The sequence below is a fragment of the Mesorhizobium sp. M0045 genome (assembly GCF_040323385.1).
Lineage (GTDB): Bacteria > Pseudomonadota > Alphaproteobacteria > Rhizobiales > Rhizobiaceae > Mesorhizobium.
In genome coordinates this window covers 363,190-382,665 of sequence record NZ_JAMYUY010000002.1, presented here as the reverse complement: position 1 = coordinate 382,665, position 19,476 = coordinate 363,190, and the positions used below count along the sequence as shown (strand labels likewise).

Annotated in this window: 15 protein-coding genes and 1 tRNA gene; 11 read left to right on the top strand and 5 right to left on the bottom strand. The window is 63.5% G+C overall.

Annotated elements, in window-relative coordinates; translation table 11 throughout:
• Nucleotides 1-27: 27 nt before the first annotated feature.
• From NKJ72_RS04535 to NKJ72_RS04515, 5 genes are all read left to right on the top strand, one after another.
• Nucleotides 28-819 carry a cyclase family protein gene (locus tag NKJ72_RS04535; protein ID WP_254816222.1) on the top strand — a complete coding sequence of 264 codons (792 nt, stop codon included), beginning with the start codon at nucleotides 28-30 and terminating at the stop codon, nucleotides 817-819.
• A gap of 309 nt (nucleotides 820-1,128) precedes the next feature.
• Nucleotides 1,129-2,700 carry a phytoene desaturase family protein gene (locus NKJ72_RS04530; protein ID WP_352476012.1) on the top strand — a complete coding sequence of 524 codons (1,572 nt, stop codon included), beginning with the start codon at nucleotides 1,129-1,131 and terminating at the stop codon, nucleotides 2,698-2,700.
• Entirely contained in the window at nucleotides 2,700-3,179 is a 480-nt protein-coding gene (locus tag NKJ72_RS04525) for a MarR family winged helix-turn-helix transcriptional regulator (protein WP_352455076.1), read from the top strand. The genes NKJ72_RS04530 and NKJ72_RS04525 overlap by 1 nt, the downstream gene beginning before the upstream one ends.
• 45 nt (nucleotides 3,180-3,224) lie before the next feature.
• A complete protein-coding gene (locus tag NKJ72_RS04520; protein WP_352476011.1) occupies nucleotides 3,225-5,378 on the top strand; it encodes a thiamine pyrophosphate-dependent enzyme in 2,154 nt (717 codons plus the stop codon).
• Entirely contained in the window at nucleotides 5,371-6,960 is a 1,590-nt protein-coding gene (locus NKJ72_RS04515; RefSeq protein WP_352476010.1) for an indolepyruvate oxidoreductase subunit beta family protein, read from the top strand. Before NKJ72_RS04520 ends, NKJ72_RS04515 begins: the two co-directional genes overlap by 8 nt.
• 317 nt (nucleotides 6,961-7,277) lie before the next feature.
• Here NKJ72_RS04515 and NKJ72_RS04510 read toward each other — a convergent pair.
• A tRNA-Thr gene (locus NKJ72_RS04510) sits at nucleotides 7,278-7,353 on the bottom strand.
• A gap of 341 nt (nucleotides 7,354-7,694) precedes the next feature.
• On the opposite strand from NKJ72_RS04510, the gene NKJ72_RS04505 reads away from it, so the two are divergent.
• Nucleotides 7,695-8,846, top strand: a complete 1,152-nt coding sequence (locus NKJ72_RS04505; RefSeq protein WP_352476009.1) for a hypothetical protein — start codon at nucleotides 7,695-7,697, stop codon at nucleotides 8,844-8,846.
• 102 nt (nucleotides 8,847-8,948) lie between these two features.
• Here NKJ72_RS04505 and NKJ72_RS04500 read toward each other — a convergent pair whose 3' ends face one another.
• Entirely contained in the window at nucleotides 8,949-10,550 is a 1,602-nt protein-coding gene (locus NKJ72_RS04500; protein ID WP_352476008.1) for a cisplatin damage response ATP-dependent DNA ligase, read from the bottom strand.
• A 22-nt stretch (nucleotides 10,551-10,572) separates the two neighbouring features.
• Nucleotides 10,573-11,583: a ligase-associated DNA damage response exonuclease gene (locus NKJ72_RS04495; RefSeq protein WP_352476007.1), complete on the bottom strand. Its 1,011-nt coding sequence runs from the start codon at nucleotides 11,581-11,583 to the stop codon at nucleotides 10,573-10,575.
• Nucleotides 11,584-11,691: 108 nt separating this feature from the next.
• On the opposite strand from NKJ72_RS04495, the gene NKJ72_RS04490 reads away from it, so the two are divergent.
• Entirely contained in the window at nucleotides 11,692-12,636 is a 945-nt protein-coding gene (locus NKJ72_RS04490; RefSeq protein ID WP_352476006.1) for a methyltransferase domain-containing protein, read from the top strand.
• Between the two features lie 55 nt (nucleotides 12,637-12,691).
• Nucleotides 12,692-13,048 carry a hypothetical protein gene (locus NKJ72_RS04485; protein WP_352476005.1) on the top strand — a complete coding sequence of 119 codons (357 nt, stop codon included), beginning with the start codon at nucleotides 12,692-12,694 and terminating at the stop codon, nucleotides 13,046-13,048.
• Nucleotides 13,049-13,055: 7 nt separating this feature from the next.
• Here the strand turns inward: NKJ72_RS04485 and NKJ72_RS04480 are convergent, their stop codons facing one another.
• Together NKJ72_RS04480 and NKJ72_RS04475 are read right to left on the bottom strand one after the other, a co-directional pair.
• A complete protein-coding gene (locus tag NKJ72_RS04480) occupies nucleotides 13,056-13,919 on the bottom strand; it encodes a prephenate dehydratase (protein ID WP_254816209.1) in 864 nt (287 codons plus the stop codon).
• Between the two features lie 30 nt (nucleotides 13,920-13,949).
• A complete protein-coding gene (locus tag NKJ72_RS04475; RefSeq protein WP_023676856.1) occupies nucleotides 13,950-14,678 on the bottom strand; it encodes a 3-deoxy-manno-octulosonate cytidylyltransferase in 729 nt (242 codons plus the stop codon).
• A 192-nt stretch (nucleotides 14,679-14,870) separates the two neighbouring features.
• On the opposite strand from NKJ72_RS04475, the gene NKJ72_RS04470 reads away from it, so the two are divergent.
• The 3 genes from NKJ72_RS04470 to NKJ72_RS04460 all read left to right on the top strand — a co-directional run bounded on the left by NKJ72_RS04470 (nucleotide 14,871) and on the right by NKJ72_RS04460 (nucleotide 19,452).
• Nucleotides 14,871-15,524: a c-type cytochrome gene (locus NKJ72_RS04470; RefSeq protein ID WP_352476004.1), complete on the top strand. Its 654-nt coding sequence runs from the start codon at nucleotides 14,871-14,873 to the stop codon at nucleotides 15,522-15,524.
• A 173-nt stretch (nucleotides 15,525-15,697) separates the two neighbouring features.
• Nucleotides 15,698-17,584, top strand: a complete 1,887-nt coding sequence (locus NKJ72_RS04465; RefSeq protein ID WP_352476003.1) for an extracellular solute-binding protein — start codon at nucleotides 15,698-15,700, stop codon at nucleotides 17,582-17,584.
• On the top strand, nucleotides 17,584-19,452 hold the full coding sequence (locus NKJ72_RS04460; RefSeq protein ID WP_352476002.1) for an extracellular solute-binding protein: 1,869 nt from the start codon (nucleotides 17,584-17,586) through the stop codon (nucleotides 19,450-19,452). Before NKJ72_RS04465 ends, NKJ72_RS04460 begins: the two co-directional genes overlap by 1 nt.
• Nucleotides 19,453-19,476: the final 24 nt, after the last annotated feature.

The following is a 19,476-nucleotide window of genomic DNA, read 5'->3' as shown; positions in this document are numbered from 1 at the left end:
ACCATTGAGAAAGAGGGAACAGAGACCATGGACACACAACAACTCCTCGGCGACGTCGCCGGCCAGCTTCTTTCAGGCGCCATCCAGGTGGTCGACCTGACGGCGCCGCTCGGGCCCAACACGCCGCTGATCAAGCTGCCGCCGGAGCTGGCGGTGGACACGCCGAAGGTCGAGATCCACGCCATCTCCCACTATGACAAGAACGGTCCGTGGTGGGCCTGGAACTGGCTGAAGCTCGGCGAACACTCGGGCACGCATTTCGACGCGCCGCAGCACTGGATCACCGGCAAGGATTATCCGGACGGTGCCACCGACACCATTCCGGTTCAGAATTTCGTCGGCCCGGTCAATGTCATCGACTGCTCGAAGCAAGCCGCCGCCGATCACGACTTCCTGCTCACCGTCGACCACATCAAGGCCTGGGAAGCCGAACATGGCGCTATCAACGCGGGCGAATGGGTGGTGATGCGCACCGACTGGTACAAGCGCAACGGCTCGGAAGCCGAGTTCCTCAACGCCAATGAGACCGGACCGCACACGCCCGGACCGACGGCCGAGGCCATCCAGTATCTGATCAGCAAGGACATCAAGGGCTGGGGCAGCGAGACGATCGGCACGGATGCTGGCAAAGCAGGGGGAATGGAGCCGCCATTCCCGGCGCACAGCCTGATGCACAAGGCCAACCGCTATGGGCTCGCCAGCCTGTGCAACCTCGACCGGCTGCCGCCGAAGGGCGCGATCCTGATCGCCGCACCGCTCAAGATCGAGCACGGCACCGGCAGCCCGATCCGCGCACTGGCGCTCGTGCCGAGACAATAGGGCAACTGGCGGTCTTCGGGAGAAGATCATGCTTGCAGGCAATGCTGTGGTGACGAGTTGGGAGCGGCAGTCTTGCAAGGCTGCTCTACGGCGCCCTCCCCTGTCCTGCCGGACATCTCCCCCACTTAGGGGGAGATTGGCAGTTTCGGTGCCCCGCTCATTCCTGCGACGTTGGAGAGTGGCGAAGGCCGCGGTGACAGCCGATCTCCCGCCAAGTGCGGGAGATGTCCGGCAGGACAGAGGGGGGCGCGAAGAAACGCCAATCCACACAAATGAATTCCACCTTCCGCTCACCCGGAGCAACCCTCGATGAGCGATATCGATCACATCATCGTCGGTAGCGGCATCAACGCGTTGGTTTGCGCGGCGATGCTTGGCGGCAAGGGGGCGAAGGTGCTGGTGCTCGAGCGCAACGACCGCATCGGCGGCTGCATGCGCACCGAAGAAATCACCGCGCCCGGCTTCATCCACGACGTGATGGCGACGACCTTTGTCCTGTTCATCACCTCGCCGGCCTATGCCGCGCTGGGCAAGGATCTGGCGCGGCACGGCCTGGAGTTTTGCAACACCTCCACGCCGACCGGTGTGCTGCGCCCGGACGGCAGCCATGCCGTCCTGCGCACCGATCGCATCGCCAATGTAGCGGCGATCAATGCGCTTGCCGCGGGCGACGGCGACCGGCACGCAAACGATGTCGGCGAGATCGAACGCAATGCTGGCCTGCTGTTCGGTCTGCTCGGCGGCAGCCTGTGGTCTTACCCGACGGTAAAGCTGCTCGCGGGCGAAGCCTGGCGGCGCGGCCCGCGTGGCCTTGCCGCCTTTCTCGGCCGCGCGCTGGTGCCAGCGCGCGGTTGGTTGGAAAGCACCTACCAGTCGGAAACCATGCGCGCGCTGTGGGCGCCCTGGGTGCTGCATGCCGGCCTTGGGCCTGAGGACGCGTTCTCCGGCCAGATCGCCAAGGTCATCGCCTTCGCGCTTGAGGCGGCCGGCGCGCCGATCGTCAAGGGCGGTGCCAGGAATCTGCTGTCAGCCTTCGAAGCCCTGATCAGGGAACGTGGCGGCGAAATCCGCACCGGCGCCGACGTCGCGGCTATTGTCCAAGGCGGAGGCCGCGCCGCCGGCGTGCGGCTGGCTTCGGGCGAAACGATCAGCGTGAACAAGAGCGTCATCTGCTCGGTCACGCCGACCCAGCTTTACGGGCGGCTGCTCGGCGACGCGGCGCCGAAAGCAGACGTCGAGGCAGCGCAAAAATACCGCTATGGCAAGAGCAATTTCCAGATCCACTATGCCTTGGACAAGCCGCCGGCATGGCGCGGCGAGGGCCTGGACAAGGTCGCGCTGCTGCATCTGACGCCGGGGCTCGACGGCGTCTCGAAGGCCTGCAACGAAGCCATGCGCGGCATGCTGCCGGAGGTGCCGACCATCTGCGTCGGCCAGCCGCACGTACTCGACCCATCGCGCTGCCCGGACGGCAAGGCGGTCCTGTGGCTGCAACTGCCCGAGGCGCCACGCCATATCAAGGGCGATGCCGCCGGCAAACTGCAAACACCGGCAGACGGTCGCTGGACCGAGGCGCTGCGCGAAGCCTATGCCGACCGTGCCGAAGCGATCCTCGCCAGCCATATCGATGGGTTCAAGGACAGCGTCATCGCGCGCCGCGCCTGTTCGCCGGCCGACCTGGAAGCGATGAACATCAATCTGGTCGGCGGCGACCCCTATGGCGGTTCCTCGACCATCGACCAGTCGTTTCTGTGGCGGCCGCTCAAGACGAGCCGCAATCACGAAACCGGGGTCAGGGGTCTCTACCACATCGGCGCCTCGACCCATCCGGGTGCTGGCTTGGGCGGCGGCTCCGGCTTTCTCCTGGCGGGGAGGCTGTGATGGAACAGAAGGTTGAAAAACGCCAGCGCATCTCGACTTTGGGCCAGATCGGCCTGCAGCAGTTCGCGCCCTATCTGATGAACCGCATCATGGGCCGCTACAACGCCACGCTGCGCGACAATTTCCGCAAGCAGGGCCTGACCATTCCGCAGGTGCGCACGCTGGCCGTATTGTCGGTCACCGATGGCGTCACCGTCAACGATCTCTCGGTCTATACCGTCATCGAGCAGTCGACCTTGAGCCGCACGCTCGACACGCTGGAGGGACAAGGGTTTGTTCGGCGCGAGCAGGGGGTCACAGACAGCCGGATCCGCCATGTGTTCCTGACCGACGATGGCCGCGCCGAGTTCGCGCGCGCCTGGCCGGCCATGCACGACGCTTTCGAGGCTATGTTCGACGATGTCGACGATGCCGAATACGCGGCGCTGATCGCGACATTGCAGAAGATGCTGAAGAACATTCGCAAGCACGACATCTGACGATCTTACGCGCCGCCATCGGGACGGTAACGGAAGGAGCAAAAAATGGCCGAACGGTCTTTTGCCAAGGAAGTCGAAAAGCTCAGGCTCGGCGCCGGCGAGGAGTTTTCCGGCGAAGGCATTCTCGCCATCACCAAGGCGCTGCTGCAATGCGGCGTCGGCTATGTCGGCGGCTATCAGGGTGCACCGATCAGCCATTTGATGGACGTGCTGGCCGACGCGCAGGATATCCTGGGCGAGCTCGGCGTGCATTTCGAGGCAAGCGCCTCGGAAGCGACCGCCACCGCCATGCTGGCGGCATCGGTGCATTATCCGATCCGCGGTGCGGCCACCTTCAAGTCGACGGTCGGCACCAATGTCGCCTCCGACGCGCTCGCCAATCTCGCTTCCGGCGGCGTCACCGGCGGTGCATTGATCATCGTCGGCGAGGATTACGGCGAAGGCTCCTCGATCATGCAGGAGCGCAGCCACGCCTTCGCCATGAAGAGTCAGGTCTGGCTGCTCGACCCGCGCCCGAACCTGCCGTCGATCGTCAAGGCGGTGGAGGACGGCTTCGAGCTGTCCGAGGTTTCCAACACACCGGTCATGCTGCAGGTCCGCATTCGCTGCTGCCATGTCCACGGCCATTTCATCGCCAAGGACAACAAGCGCCCGGCGATGACAGTGGCCGATGCGCTCGCCGCGCCGCGCCGCGACACCGGCCGCATCGTGCTGCCGCCCGCGTCCTTCCTGCACGAGAAGGAAAAGGTGCAGAAACGCTGGCCGGCGGCGGTCGACTTCATCCGCACCAACAAGATCAACGAGTTTTTCGGCCCAGAGCACGGCTCGGTCGGCATCGTCATGCAGGGCGGCATGTACAATTCGGTCATCCGGGCGCTGCAGCGGCTCGGCCTCGCCGACACCTATGGCGACACCGACGTGCCGCTCTATGTGCTGAACGCCGTCTATCCACTGGTCGATGACGAATTCCTGTCCTTCTGCGAAGGCAAGGACGCCGTGCTCGTCGTCGAGGAAGGCCAGCCCAACTACATCGAACAGGCCTTTGCCGCGATGCTGCACAAGGCCGGCCGCGGCACCAAGCTCGTTGGCAAGGAACATCTGCCTATGGCCGGCGAATATACCGGCCAGGTGATGCTCGACGGCATCGGATCGTTCCTGCGTGCCACCATCCCGCATCTGCTGCCAAGTGAGGTCCGCGCGCCCAACAAGATCGGCGACGGGCTCGACACCGCCGACCTGATCAACGTCGTCCCGGGCCGGCCGCCCGGCTTCTGCGTCGGCTGCCCGGAGCGGCCGATCTTCGCCGCCACCAAGCTGGTCGAGCAGGAGCTGGGCAAGCACCACATCGCCTCCGACATCGGCTGTCATTTGTTCTCGATCATGCCGCCTTTCGAGCTAGGTGCCACCACCATGGGCTACGGGCTGGGGCCGGCCTCGGCCTCGGCGTTCAACTCGCCCGATGCCAAGCGCCGCTCGATCTCCTTCGTCGGCGACGGCGGCTTCTGGCACAACGGCCTGACGTCCTCGATCGGCAATGCCGTGTTCAACAAGAACGATGGCGTCATCGTCATCGTCGATAATTTCTATTCGGCGGCGACGGGAGGGCAGGATATCCTTTCCTCCCGCGCCGGCAACAAGACCAAGTCGACCAAGCATCCGATCACCGAGGCGGTGAAAGGCATGGGCGTCAAATGGCTGCGCCACATCGACCGCACCTATGATGTGACCAGGATGCAAGACACGCTGCGCGAGGCGCTGACGACGGACGAGAAGGGCCCGAAAGTCATCGTCGCCTCGTCCGAATGCATGCTCAACCGCCAGCGTCGCGAGAAGCCTTTGGTCGAAAAGGCGATCAAGGGCGGTGAGCGGGTCGTCAAGCCGAAATTCGGCGTCGACGAGGACATCTGCACCGGCGACCATGCCTGCATGCGGCTCTCCGGCTGTCCGTCGCTGTCGGTGAAGTCGCTCGATGACCCGCTGCGCGACGATCCGGTGGCGCATATCGACCAGAGCTGCGTCGGCTGCGGCAATTGCGGCGAGGTTGCCGATGCGGCGGTGCTGTGCCCATCCTTCTACAGAGCCGACGTGGTGCATAATCCAAGCCGCTGGGACCGTTTGCTTGAAGCCGCGCGGCGCGCCACGATCCGCCTCTTGCAGCGCCGCCGCGAAAGCCGGCGGCTGATATTTGCCGATGCTTGACGCTGTCCCATCAACCCGTTCCAAGGCCGGCGCGCAGGGCGATGAGCGCGTCATAAAGCTTGCTGTGCTGGCGGTCGGCGGCCAGGGCGGCGGCGTGCTGGCCGACTGGATCACCGACGTCGCCGAGCGCAACGGCTACGTCGCCCAATCGACCTCGGTTGCGGGCGTCGCCCAGCGCACCGGCGCCACCATCTATTATGTCGAAATGTGCCGCGACACCGGCCGGCTGCCGGTCTTCGCGCTGTCGCCGTCGCAGGGCGACGTCGATATATTGATCGCCGCCGAACTGATGGAAGCCGGCCGCGCCATCATCCGCGGGTTCGTCACGCCGGAGCGCACCACGCTGATCGCCTCGTCGCACCGCATCGCAGCGGTCTCCGAGAAGATCGAACCCGGCGACGGCCGCGCATCGTCCTCGAAGGTCCATGCCACGGCTGAAGCCGCGGCCAAGCGCTTCATCGCCTTCGACATGGAGAAGATCGCCGTCGATAACGGCTCGATGATCTCGGCCAGCTTGCTCGGCGCGCTGGCCGGGTCCGATGCCTTGCCGTTCACACGCGAGAGCTATGAGCAGGCCATCGGCGCCGGCGGCCGCGGCGTCAAGGCAAGCCTCGCTGCCTTCGCCGCCGCCTACGATCGGGCGCGCGCCATCGCGAGTGCGCCTTCGGGCGACAAGACTGTACAGCCGGCGGCCGCTGAAACCCGCTCGGCCGCGGCGACAAATGTCAGCGGCCCGGAAAGCCTGTTGAAGGGCTGGCAACAACTGGCGGCGCGCGTCGCTGCTTTGCCTTTACCCGTGCACGACATGGCGCTTCGCGGCCTGAAAAAAGTCGTCGACTACCAGGACGTCGCCTATGGCGGCGAGTATCTCGACCGGCTCGACCGGGCGGTCGTCCTGGACAATGCCGAACATGACTACGTGCTGTCGATCGCCGCGGCCAAGCATCTGGCCAACGCCATGTGCTACGACGACATGATCCGCGTCGCCGATCTGAAGACACGCTCGACGCGCGACCACCGCGTACGCCGCGAAGTCGGTGTCAAGCAAGGCTCAGTCCTGCAGGTGACGGAATATTTCCATCCGCGCATTGAGGAATTCTGCGGCACGCTGCCGGCCGGGCTCGGCAGCTACATCGAGGACCGGCCGAAGCTCGCCGCCTTTCTCGACCGCCGCATCAATCGCGGCCGCCACATCCGCACCGACAGTTTCGCCGGCTTTGCCGCTTTGTGGTTCATCGGCGGCCTGCGCCGCTGGCGCCGCCGCCTGTTGCGCCACAAGGTCGAGACCGCGCATCTCGATCGCTGGTATGCGCTGGCGCTGGGCCAGGTCGGCCAGGATTACGCGCTTGGTACGGAGATCCTCAACTGCCGCCGGCTGATCAAGGGTTACAGCGACACCCACGCCCGCGCGCAGTCGAAATTCGACCGGGTGCTGTCGGCGCTGGACATGGTCAAGGGCCGCCCGGACGCCGCCGACTGGATCCGGCGCCTGCGCGAAGCGGCGCTGAAGGACGAGAAGGGCGACATGCTCGACGGCGCGCTGAAGACCGTGGCGTCGCTGGGCGACACCTCGCCGAGCTGAGGCGCACGTTCGACCGGGCTGCAACTCAGTCTGTCGTCCATGTCGCCTTCGACGCGGCGGTCTGCACGGCAATTCTCAGGCCAATGATCTCAGCGATCGCCGCCTCCAGCACGCCGACTTCTACCCCCGCGACAGGCGCAACAGATCTCGCTCTATTACGAGAAGCAACCGGCGCTTGCTTGAACTACGAAGGGCACCCTGGAAATCCGGGGTGCCCGACGTGTCGGCTACGGACATGGGTTTCGCTTATTGGGGCTTGCGTCCAAATAACGTCTCTAACAGACAGGGCTAAATTTGCCGCAATTCCAAGGGATAACTGGTGCCGCTTGCGTGACTCGAACACGCGACCCCATCATTACGAATGATGTGCTCTACCAACTGAGCTAAAGCGGCCCGGGAAGCCGTGCTTCCAAGATGGGCTGGGTGATAGACGCAACTGGCCGCGAATTCAAGATGGCTGCCGCGAATTCAGGACGAGCAATTCGTCTCCGTCCCAGGACGGGCACAAGGGCAGCCGCCGCGCCGATGCGATGCCGTATCGGCAGGCCGCCCCGTCCGTCACGTCGGGGCCGTGACGGAAAATCAGCGAAAAAGGTTGATTTCTTTACCGAAAACCGCCGAAATGAGCTTTGTATCCCTCGGCAAGGCAGAATGCAGCCGCTCGCTTGTTGATTGATTGGTCGCCTGCGGCTAACGATCATGACAATGTGAGTGAAATTGCAGAGGGAATTCGTTTGGACGCGATCGAAAAAGCGATCCGCAACGCCTTCGAGAAAGGCAATGCCGACGACCGGGCGTTTCGCGAGCGGGTCTATCGATCGGCTTTCGCGGCACTCGACCGTGCCCTGCAGGCCAATCCAAACGTCACCGTGGAAGTCGCCATCAAGCGCCGCAAGGCGGTCCAGGCGAAGATCACCGAAATCGAATCGGAATTCCTGCCGGCGGTTGCCGACGTCGCCGCGCCGACCGACAGTTTGGAGGCAGCACCGGAGGTGGAGCCTCCGGCCGAAGCCGAGCCCGCGCCGTCGCCCGATGTCGTCATTGACGGTCCGGCACAGCCGCCCGAATCCGATGCGCCCCGGTCGCGCGTCCTGCCGGTCGTCCCCGACATAATGCCCGATGCGCCTGTTCCCGACGCGCCGGTGATCGACATGGGGGCCTCGGCTCCGACCGAAGCCGACGCCGAAACAGACGACGCGGAAGTGACGCCCGACCGCGACGACCGGCGGGCGAGGCGGCGGCGCCTGCCTTTGACCGCGATCTTCTTCGGCGTGACGCTGCTCGCAGCCGCCGGCATCGGCCTTTATTTCGCCAACCAGACCGGCGTCTTCAAATCGGCGACCGAACTCGACACGGCGCCGCCGGAAGCGCCGCCAACGGTCGATGGCGATGATTTCACGCCGGACGACACCGCTTCGCCGCCGAAGCAGGGCGAGCAGGACCAGGCGCGCGACTGGATCAACGTCTTTTCGCCGGGTGACCCGACGCAGGTCAACGCACCGTCGGACGCCAAGGCCGACGTCATCCAGGACGAAAGCGGTTCCTTCCTGCGCATCCGCTCGGGTGCATCCGGTTCGGCCATCAGCTTCGACGTCGGGCAAGGCGTGCTGGAAAAACTCGCCGGCAAGCATGCCACATTCGACATCATCGCGCGCTCCGAGGAGGGCCAGGAGACGCAGATTTCCGTCGATTGCAATTTCGGCGAACTCGGCGACTGCGGCCGCAAACGCTATGCCGTCGGTCGCGAGCGCAATGAATATCTGTTCGACGTGCGCTTTCCCGACAAGCATCCGGGTGCTGCCGGCACCATCGCCATCAATTCCGACTTCGACAAGCAGGGCAAGTCGGTCGACATCTACGAGATTCGCGTCTCGGTCGTTCCGTAAAGCACGTCGCGTTCGGACCGGCCTCATGCGACGCAGTTTAAATTCTTGTTTTGATGCATGTCGGTACCGCAAAACCGCTGCACGCTTTTTGCGCGACATGCATTAACTATCGAGCAGCGCCTGCAGCGTCTCGATGCGGTCGGCTTCCGCGGCCGGCTTGTCCCAGCGAAGCCGCGAAATGCGCGGAAAGCGCATGGCGACGCCGGATTTGTGCCGCGTCGAACGGTTAAGCCCTTCGAACGCCACCTCCAGCACCAGGCCATGTCTGCGGTCGGCCCGTACCGAGCGCACCGGGCCAAAGCGCTCAATCGTATTGTCGCGAACATATTTGTCGATTTGCCTCAGTTCCTCGTCGGTGAAGCCGAAATAGGCCTTTCCCACCGGCACCAGCTCCTCCGATCCTTCCGGCCCGGACCAGACGCCGAATGTGTAGTCGGAATAGAAGCTCGAGCGTTTGCCGTGGCCGCGCTGGGCGTACATCAGCACGGCGTCGACCGTGTGCGGATCGCGCTTCCATTTGAACCACGGGCCCTTCGGTCGCCCGGCCACATAGGGCGAATCCCAGCGCTTCAGCATGACGCCTTCGATGACCGGATGCAGCGGCTTGCGGCGCAATTCCTCCAGCGCCTGCCAGGTGGTGAATTCGACCAGCGGCGACAGATCGAAGCGACTCGGATCGAGTGTCCTCACGAAGGCCTCGAGCCGGCCGCGTCGTTGGCGGAAGGGCAATCCCCGCACATCCTCGTCACCAATCTGCAGCGCATCGTAGCAGCGCATGAAGGCGGGGTATTGCTGCTGGATCTTGGGTGACACGCTCTTGCGGTTCAGCCGCTGCTGCAGGTCCGAGAACGTGCCCGTCGCCTGCCTGGGGTCACCGACCAGAAGCTCGCCGTCGAGGGCGCCTGAAAAATCCATCGCCTCGGCAAGATCCGGAAAGGCGCCGGAGACATCGTCACCGGTGCGCGAATAGAGCCGGCGAATGCCGCCTTCGCAAACCGCCTGGACGCGGATGCCGTCCCATTTCCATTCGGCCGCGTAGTCGGCCGGGTCGAGCTTTTCGAGGTCGCCGTCGCCGACGGCGTTCGACAGCATCACTGGCCTAAACAGCGCCAGCGCCGTCTTCCTGGGTTTTTCCGCCTTGCCCTCCAGCCAGGCGAACAGAGCCGCATAAGGCGCCGTCAGCCCGTGCCAGAGTTCCTCGATCTCGGCGATATCGACCTTGCCGAAATCGGCCAGCGCCTGCTTGGCGAGCCGCGCCGAGACACCGATGCGCAGGCCGCCGGTGACCAGCTTTATGATGGCAAAGCGCGCGGACGTGCTGGCGCTGTCGAGCAGCCGGGCCAGCACCTGCGGCCCGTCGGAACGGCTTGCCGCCTGCAGCTTGGCCACCACCTCGGCCAGCGTCGGCGCGTGGTTCGCAATATCGAGAGGCGCTTGCGGCCAGACCAGCGACACGGTCTCGGCCAGGTCGCCGACATAGTCGTAGGAATAGCCGAACAGCACGGGATCCATGCGCTCGACGACCAGCGTGCGCAGCATTGCCGGCTTGACCGCGGCGATGGAAAGATCGCCGGTAATGGCCGCCAGCGCCAGCCCGCGATCCGGATCCTCGACGCTGCGGAAATAGTCGGTCAAAAGCGTCAGCTTGCCGTTGCGCGACGGCGTCAGCACCAGCCGGTCGAGAAGCTCGGCGAAGCGGTTCATGAGCGGAGCGCCATGAGTACCATCAATCGCCCTCGTCCTCATAGCCGACGAGATGCAGCGGCCTGGCGGCGATGCCTTCGAGTTCGCACCAGCGCACCAGCGCCTCCTCGCGGCCATGCGTCACCCAGATTTCTTCCGCGCCGGTCTCCTTGATCGTTGCTGTCAGCTCGTCCCAGTCGGAGTGATCGGAGATAACCAGCGGCAGCTCGACGCCGCCCTGCTTGGCGCGTTGGCGGATGCGCATCCAGCCTGAGGCGAAGCACGACATCGGATCGGGAAAACGCCGCGCCCAGCGATCGGCGAAGGCGGATGGCGGGCCGATGACGATGGCGCCGGCAAAGTCGCTTTTTTGGCCGGCCTCGACCGTCGCCGGCTCCAACGTGCCGAGATCGATGCCCTGGCTCTGGTAATATTCGCTGAGTTTGGCCAGCGCACCATGGATGTAGATCGGCTTTTCGTAGCCGGCATGGCGCAGCAGCCGCATGACACGCTGCGCCTTGCCCAGCGCATAAGCGCCGACCAGATGCGTGCGCTCGGGAAACTGTTCGGTCGATTTCAGCAGCCGGGCGATCTCGTCGGAATCGGGCGGATGGTGAAACACCGGCAGGCCGAACGTCGCCTCGGTGATGAAGACGTCGCACTTGAGCGGCTCGAACGGCTCGCAAGTCGCGTCCTTCTGGCGCTTATAGTCGCCGGACGCGACGATGCATGTGCCCTGATGCGCGACCTTGATCTGCGCCGAGCCCAGCACATGGCCGGCCGGGTGAAAGCTGACGGCCACACCGCCAAGCGCAATCGTCTCGCCGAGCACGGCGGCTTGCGTCGTTCCGGCAAAACCTTCGCCATAACGCAGCCCCATAATATCGAGCGTCTGCTGCGTCGCCATTACCGAGCGGTGGCCGGAGCGGGCATGGTCGGAATGGCCATGCGTGATCAGCGCCCGGTTGACCGGCCGCACCGGGTCGATGAAGAAATCGCCGGGCGGGCAATACAGCCCTTCCGGCCGGGGATGAAGCAGGTCGCTGGCGCGCATGGCCCCAAGATAGGCACTAATTCCGGCGCGGGAAGCCTGTTGTAAGTCACTGCTGACTCCAGCATAGAGCGCAAGCCGGCTGCAAACACCCGGCGGAATTCGATCACGATGAAACCGCTCCAGACCTCGTCCGGCGATTTGACTGCCGACCGCCGCGCCGACTATGCCGAAATGCTCCATGCATCCGGCGATCATGCGGCCGCCGCGGAATTGCTGCTCGGCGCGCTCGAACTGGCGCCGCAATGGCCAGCCGGCTGGTTCCGCCTCGGCGAGATGCAGGAAGCGGCGGGCGCGCCCGATCGTGCCGCGCAGGCCTGGACGACGGCACTGCGGCTCGACCCGGCGGACAGGCTCGGCGCGGTGCTCAAGCTGCAATTGATCGGCAGGGCAGCGGCTGCCCAGGCGCCGCCCAGCGCCTTTGTTGAGACGCTTTACGACTACTATGCCGAAAGCTTCGAGGCTGAGCTGGTCGACAGGCTCGGCTACCGTCTGCCCGAATGCCTCGACCGCGCCATTCGGGCAGCACGGCCGGGCCGGTTTTCGCTGGCACTCGATCTCGGCTGCGGCACCGGCCTCATGGGCCAGAAGCTGCGGCCGATCGCCGATCGGCTGGAGGGTTACGACATCTCGGCCGGCATGCTGCGGCAGGCGCGCGCCAAAGGCCTCTACGATCTGCTCGTCAAGACGGACCTGCAGGATTTTTGCTATTCTGGCCCGAAAGCCGATCTGGTGACGGCGGCCGATGTGTTCATCTATGTCGGCGCACTCGACAGGGTGGTGAACAAGATTGCCGGAATGCTTGCCGGCGGCGGTCTGTTTGCGTTCTCTGTCGAGACGCTCCCGGGCGGAGAATCGTCTGACCGCGCCGGCTTCGCCCTGCAGCCGTCGCGCCGCTACGCGCATTGGCAAGGCTATATAGAGCGGGTTCTGGATGCCGACGGCTTTTCGGTCCTGTCGCTGCAGGCAACGATCATCCGGCAGGATCGCCGCGAACCGGTCGAAGGGCTGGCCGTAGTGGCAAGCTTGCTTTCCGGCAGCGTAAAATCTGGCTAAGACTTCTGCCGCTGCGCATGAGAAGCCGCAGCTGCGAAAGACAAGGAGCACGTTCATGCGCTGGAACATGACGGTCTTGGCATCTTGCCTGGCGATGGCCGGCTGCGTCGGCAATTCGATGTCCGAACGGCAGGACGAAAACGTCCAGTCCTCGCTGCTGTATGACAAGGTGCCTTGCGATCAATTGCTGGCGCAACGAAACGGCCTGGCGCAGCAATATCATCTGCCGGTGGACGCCAAGCCGTCCTTCTCCAACCCGGCGACGGGCTTTGGCCCGTTCACGCCGGATATGCGCTCAAAAGCCAAGCGCGACGCCGACCAGGCAAGCGGCAAGATCGACGCCATGAACCGGTCGATTGCCCGCCGCGAATGCGGCAAGCCGGCCAAAAAGAACAAGCTCGGCCTGACCTGACCGGATCCTAATCCGCCACCTTCCACTGCTCGCGCGAGGCGCTGGCGGGATAGACGCCGAGAATGCGCATTTCGCGCGAGAAAAAGCGCAACTCGTCGAGTGCCAGCTTCACCAGCGGATCGTCGGGATGGCCCTCTATGTCGGCGTAGAACAGCGTCGCTGTAAACGCGCCGAGCTGGTAGCTTTCCAGCTTGGTCATGTTGATGCCGTTGGTGGCAAACCCGCCCATCGCCTTGTAGAGCGCCGCCGGCACGTTTCGGACGCGGAAGATGAAGGTCGTCATCATCTTGGCGTCGGCCGAGGGACGTTCGGCCCATTGCTTGTTCTTGGTCAGCACCACGAAGCGGGTGACGTTGCTGTCGGTGTCCTCGACATTCTCCTCGATGATGTCGAGCCCGTAGAGGGTCGAGGCCAGCGCCGGCGCCAGCGCGGCCATGGTGCGGTCCTTCATCGCGGCGACCATCTTGGCGGCGCCCGCGGTGTCGCCGGCAACCGCCGCCTTCCAGCCGTTCTTGCGGATGTATTTGCGGCATTGGCCGAGCGCGTGGATGTGGCTGTGCACGGTCCTGATCTCGTCGCGCCTGACGCCCGGCAGCACCATCAGCTGGAAGTGGATCGGCAGAAAGTATTCGCCGATGATGTGCAGCTTCGATTCCGGCAAGAGGTGATGGATGTCGGCGACGCGGCCGGCAATGGTGTTCTCGATCGGGATCATGGCCAGATCGGCCTTGCCGGTCTCGACGGCGTTGAAGGCGTCCTCGAAGGTCGGGCACGGCAACGGCTCCATCGACGGGAACATGTTGCGGCAGGCGGTGTCGGAATTGGCGCCCGGCTCGCCCTGGAAGGATATTTTGTTGGTCTTTTCAGGCATGCGCGGAGTCTCGGGAATTGGGGGAATTTCTTAGTTGGAAAGGAGCGCCCTGGCGCGTTCGAGATCGTCCGGCGTATCGACGCCAAGCGGCACCGACTGCACGATCTCGGCATCGATGCGCATGCCAGCCTCCAGCGCCCGCAACTGCTCGAGCCGCTCGCGGCGCTCCAGAGGCGACGGCCTTAGCGCAACGAAGCGTTCGAGTGCGGCGCGGCGATAGGCATAGAGGCCGATATGATGGTAGAGCGGGCCTTCGCCCCAAGGGGCGGTGGCGCGGGTGAAATAGAGCGCCCTGAGCCGCGTCGTCGAGAGTGGCGAGCCGACCAGCTTGACGACGTTCGGATTGGTCTTTTCCTCATCGCGGACGATCTCGACGCAGAGCGTGGCGATATCCACCGCCGCGTTCTCGAAAGGCTTCAGCGCGGCACCGATAACAAGGGGGTCGATGGTCGGCAGATCGCCCTGCACATTGACGATGGTCTCGACGCTGTTGCCAGGGTCGAGAATGGTCAGCGCTTCAAAGATGCGGTCGGAGCCGGTTTCGTGGTCCGCCCGCGTCATCACCGCCTCGAAACCATGGGCGCGCACCGCCTCCGCAACGCCTTGCGTATCGGTGGCGACGACCACCCGGCCGAGCCCCGCCTCGGCAGCACGGCGGGCGACGTGGACGATCATCGGAGTGCCGGCAATGTCGGCCAGCGGCTTGCCCGGCAGGCGGGTCGAGGCCATGCGGGCCGGGATCAGGATGAGCGTGGACATGAGGCGGGCAGGGGCTCGAAAAAGAGGGGGACAAAAGTGGCAAAAGGTCTCACTGGCAGCGCCCTTATAGGTGTTGCAACGCCGGAGCAAAAGACCTAGTTTCCGCGCGATTTGACCGCCTCGCAGGGTGGTTCACGATACCGACGGACGGAGTGGACGGATCGGTCCGCCGGAAAAGGGAGCCTGGGGCGTATGGATTCCAACGAAGTCAACAAGCTGCTCGCCGGTTTCCTCGGCACGGTGTTCATCGTCTTTTCCGTTGGCATCGTATCTGACGCGCTGTTTGCCTCGCCGACGCCGGAAAAGCCCGGCTTCGCCATCGAGGCGACCGAGCCCGCCGAAGGCGGCCCGGCCGCTCCAGCCGCGGAGGCCAAGCCGATCGCCGAGCTGCTGGCCACCGCCAACGCCGAAGCGGGTGCAGCCATCTTCAAGAAATGCCAGGCCTGCCACTCCGGCGAAAAAGGCGGCCCCAACAAGGTTGGCCCCGATCTGTGGGACATCATCGACCGTCCGGTCGCCGAGCATGAGGGCTTTGCCTATTCGGCCGGCATGAAGGAGTTCTCCAAGGGTGGCAGCGAGAAGTGGACCTACGATAACCTCAACCACTTCATCACCTCGCCGAAGAAGTTCGTGAAGGGCACGGCGATGGGCTTCGCCGGCCTGCCGAAGGATGAGGACCGCGCCAACGTCATCGCCTATCTGCGCACGCTGTCGGACAATCCGAAGCCGCTGCCGGCGCCCGGCGCCTCGGCCGAGAACGCGCCCGCCAAGCCGGCCGAAGGTGCAGCCCCTGCCAAGCCGGCAGAAGGCGCGGCTCCGGCCGCTCCGGCCGCACCCGCAAAATAACAAAACTGTAATGACATAATCCTTGAAAAAGCCGGGTTCAGCCCGGCTTTTTCGTTAGGGAAAATGCATATGCGACGACAAAGCCACTCGGTTGCGGTTTTCAGCGCCGCCAAATGATCTAGATTGAGCCCAGACGCTATTGTGACGGCGCTATATCGCGAAGAGGAGAACGCATGACGGTTGGCCGAGCGCGGACGCTTCTGAAATCAGTGCTGATGCTGGCTGCTTTTGCCGGCGGCCTGCAGGCGGCCTTCGCGGACGAATGGCGCACGACCTCGTCGCTGATCGGCGAATCCAAATACGGCGACAATTTCCAGCATTACGATTACGTCAATCCGGATGCACCGAAGGGCGGCACGCTGAATTCGGTTGTGCTGGGCACGTTCGACAGCTTCAATCCCTACATCGTGCAGGGTTCGCCGGCCGCCGGCTTCGCGCAGTTTGGCGGCGGCCTGCTCTACGACACGCTGATGGAGCAGGCGACCGACGAGGGCAGTACCAGCCATCCGCTGATCGCCGATGCCTATAAATATCCGGCCGACTATTCCTCGGCGACCTATCGGCTCGATCCGCGGGCGAAATGGCATGACGGCCAGCCGATCACCACGGACGATGTGATCTGGTCGTTCAAGGTGCTGAAGGCCAGCAGCCCTATGTACAGCCGCTATTTCGAAAACGTCACCGACGCCGTCGCCATCTCCGACCGCGAGGTCGAGTTCCATTTCAACCAGAAGGGCAACCGGGAGCTACCGAAGATCATCGGCGATCTCGTCGTGCTGCCCAAGCACTGGTGGGAAGGCACCGATGCCAGCGGCAAGAAGCGCGACGTCACCAGGCCGACGCAGGAGCCGCCGCTCGGCTCGGCCGCCTACAAGATCGCCAGCTTCAAGCCGGGTTCGGAAATCATCTGGCAGCGCGTCCCCGATTACTGGGGCGCTAAACTGCCCGTGAAGATCGGCCGCGAGAATGTCGACAGACAGCGCTTCTCCTATTTTCTCGACGACAATGCCTCGTGGCAGGCCTTCACCAAGGGTGGATTTCAGGATATTCGCTTTGAGTCACGTGCCCAGCGATGGGCCGTCGAGTATACTTTTCCGGCCATCAAGGCGCGGGACGTCACAAAGGCGGAATATCCTACGACGTCCCCGGAACCAATGCAGGCCTACGTTATGAATACGCGCCGGCCGCTTTTTCAGGACGTGCGCGTGCGGCAGGCTCTGACCTACGCCTATGATTTCGAGAGCATGAACCGCACCATCTTTTTCGGCGCCTATACGCGCACGGACAGTTACTTCGAAGGTGGTGATTTGGCGTCAAGCGGCTTGCCGCAGGGGAAGGAATTGGAAATCCTGCAACAATATCGCGACAAGCTGCCGCCTGAACTATTCACCCAAGAGTTTAAGCTACCGGTCTACAATACGCCGCAGTCAGGGCGTGAAAATCTTCGGAAAGCCTATGAGCTTTTGAAGCAAGCGGGATGGGTCAATCGAGGCGGCAGGCTGGTCAATGAGAAGACTGGCGACCCGTTCAGGATAGAGTTTCTGGGCAACGATCCAGTTGACGAACGCGTCGCCTCGCCCTTGATCGACAATCTCAAACGTCTAGGCATCGACGCCACGCTGCGTATCGTTGACGACAGCCAGTATACAAACCGGACCCGCGCCTTCGACTTCGATATGCTGGCGCTGGCGGGCTTCCAGCAATCCAACTCGCCGGGCAACGAACAGCGGGATTTTTTCAGTTCCACTGCAGCCGACACCTCCGGATCACGTAATTTGGCGGGGATCAAGAACCCGGTCGTCGACGCGCTTATCGACCGAGTGATCTTCGCCACCGATCGGGATGATCTTATAGCGGCCACCCATGCGCTGGATCGGGTGTTGCTCTGGAACTACTACATGATCCCACAGTGGCACCTGGGAAAAGTTCGGATCGCTTACTGGAACAAGTTCGGCATACCAGCAAAACAGCCAAGCTACCAAGGCGTCGACATATCCTCGTGGTGGATCGACCCGGCCAAGGAAAAGGCGCTGGCCGCCAGATACAAGAGCGGCAATTGATGGCGGCGCTGCCCCGTCGCGACTTCCTCGCCCTGGGCGGTGCCGCCGCGGCCGCAGCGCTGCTGCCCGGCCGGGCTTTCGCGGCCATTCCAACCGGCGTGAAACTGCACGGGTTGTCGGCTTTTGGCGATCTCAAATATCCTCCGGATTTCACGCATTTCGACTATGTCAATCCGGACGCTCCCAAGGGCGGCCGGATGAATTTCGCCCCGCCGAACTCCACCCTCAATCAGAGCTTCCTGACTTTCAACACGCTGAACTCACTGGTGTTGAAGGGGGATTCGCCGCCGCGCACCGAGCTCTGCTTCGATTCGCTGATGGCAAGGGCAGTCGACGAACCGGATGCGGTCTACGGCCTGCTTGCCGAATCCGTTACCTTGTCGCAGGATCGCAATGGCTACCGCTTCAGCCTGCGGCCACAAGCGCGCTTCCATGACGGGTCGCCGCTGACCGCCGACGACATTGCCTTCGCCTTGAACCTCTACAAAGACCGGGGACATCCGAACCTTTCCCAAGCGCTGCGGCACATGACGGAAGCGGTCGCAATCGATCCGCTTACAGTCAACCTTACCTTCAACGGCCAACAGTCCGCGCAGAATATCCTCGCGATCGTCGTAATGCCGATCGTGTCGAAAGCTTTCTACACCGCCAATGATTTCGACGCCTCGACGATGACGCCACCGCTCAGCTCCGGACCATACAGGGTTGGACGGGTGGTGGCCGGGCAGACTGTCGAATATGAACGCGTCGCCGACTATTGGGGCCGCGATCTGGCCGTGAACCGCGGCAGTTATAATTTCGACCGCATCCGTATCGATTTCTACCTTGATCGCCAGGCAGCCTTTGAAGCATTCAAGAAAGGGGATACGCATTTTCGCGAGGAGTTCACCTCGCGGGTATGGGCGACCGGCTACGACTTTCCAGCACTGAAGGATGGCAGGGTCGTCAAACGCGAATTTCCTGGCGAGAAAACGCCATCCATGCAGGCTGTCGCGCTGAACCAGCGCCGTCCGCAGTTCCGCGACATTCGCGTGAGACGGGCAATCGCCTATTGCTTCGACTTCGAATGGACCAGGCGGGTTCTGTTTTTCGACTCCTACGAGCGTTCGCAATCGAACTTCGAGCGATCGGATTACAAGGCCAAGGGCCTGCCCTCACCCAAGGAGTTGGCCCTGCTGGAGCCGTTTCGAGCCGAGTTGCCGCCGGAGACCTTCGGCGAACCGGTGATGCAACCCGTCTCCGACGGTTCCGGGCACGACCGTAAGCTGCTGCGCGAGGCTTCGAGGCTGCTTGCCGAAGGCGGCTGGAAGCGAGCGGGCAATTTCGTCCTCAACGACAAAGGCGAGCGCCTGCGCGTGGAAATGCTTGCCGAGGACGAGGGTCTCGTTCGTATTTTCGCGCCATGGTCCGAGAATATGAAGGCGATCGGCATCGACGCTTCGATCCGGCAGGTCGACTCGACGCAATTTGAAGCGCGGCAGAGCAATTTCGACTTCGACTTCAACATGCTCGCATGGTCGATCGGAGCGACGCCCACCGCCGACGGTTTGGAGATACTCTATGCTTCCCGGATGGCGAAAACGCCGGGGATGCGCAACTATCCGGGTACGGAAAGCAAAGCCATCGACGCGCTGATCGAGGCAGCCGGCAAGGCGCAGAGCCGGATCGAACTCGTCACCGCGCTCAACGCGCTCGATCGGGTCTTGCGCGCGCGGCTAGACTGGATTCCAACATATCATCTGGCGAATCACCGAGCAGCCTTCTGGGACATGTTCGGCTTTCCCGCTCAAAAGCCGGATTACGACTTTCCGGTCGAGACGTCGTGGTGGTTCGACAAAGACAAGGCGGCAAAGATTGGCAAAGGCTGAGATTTTTGCACAAGCGAGGCAGGG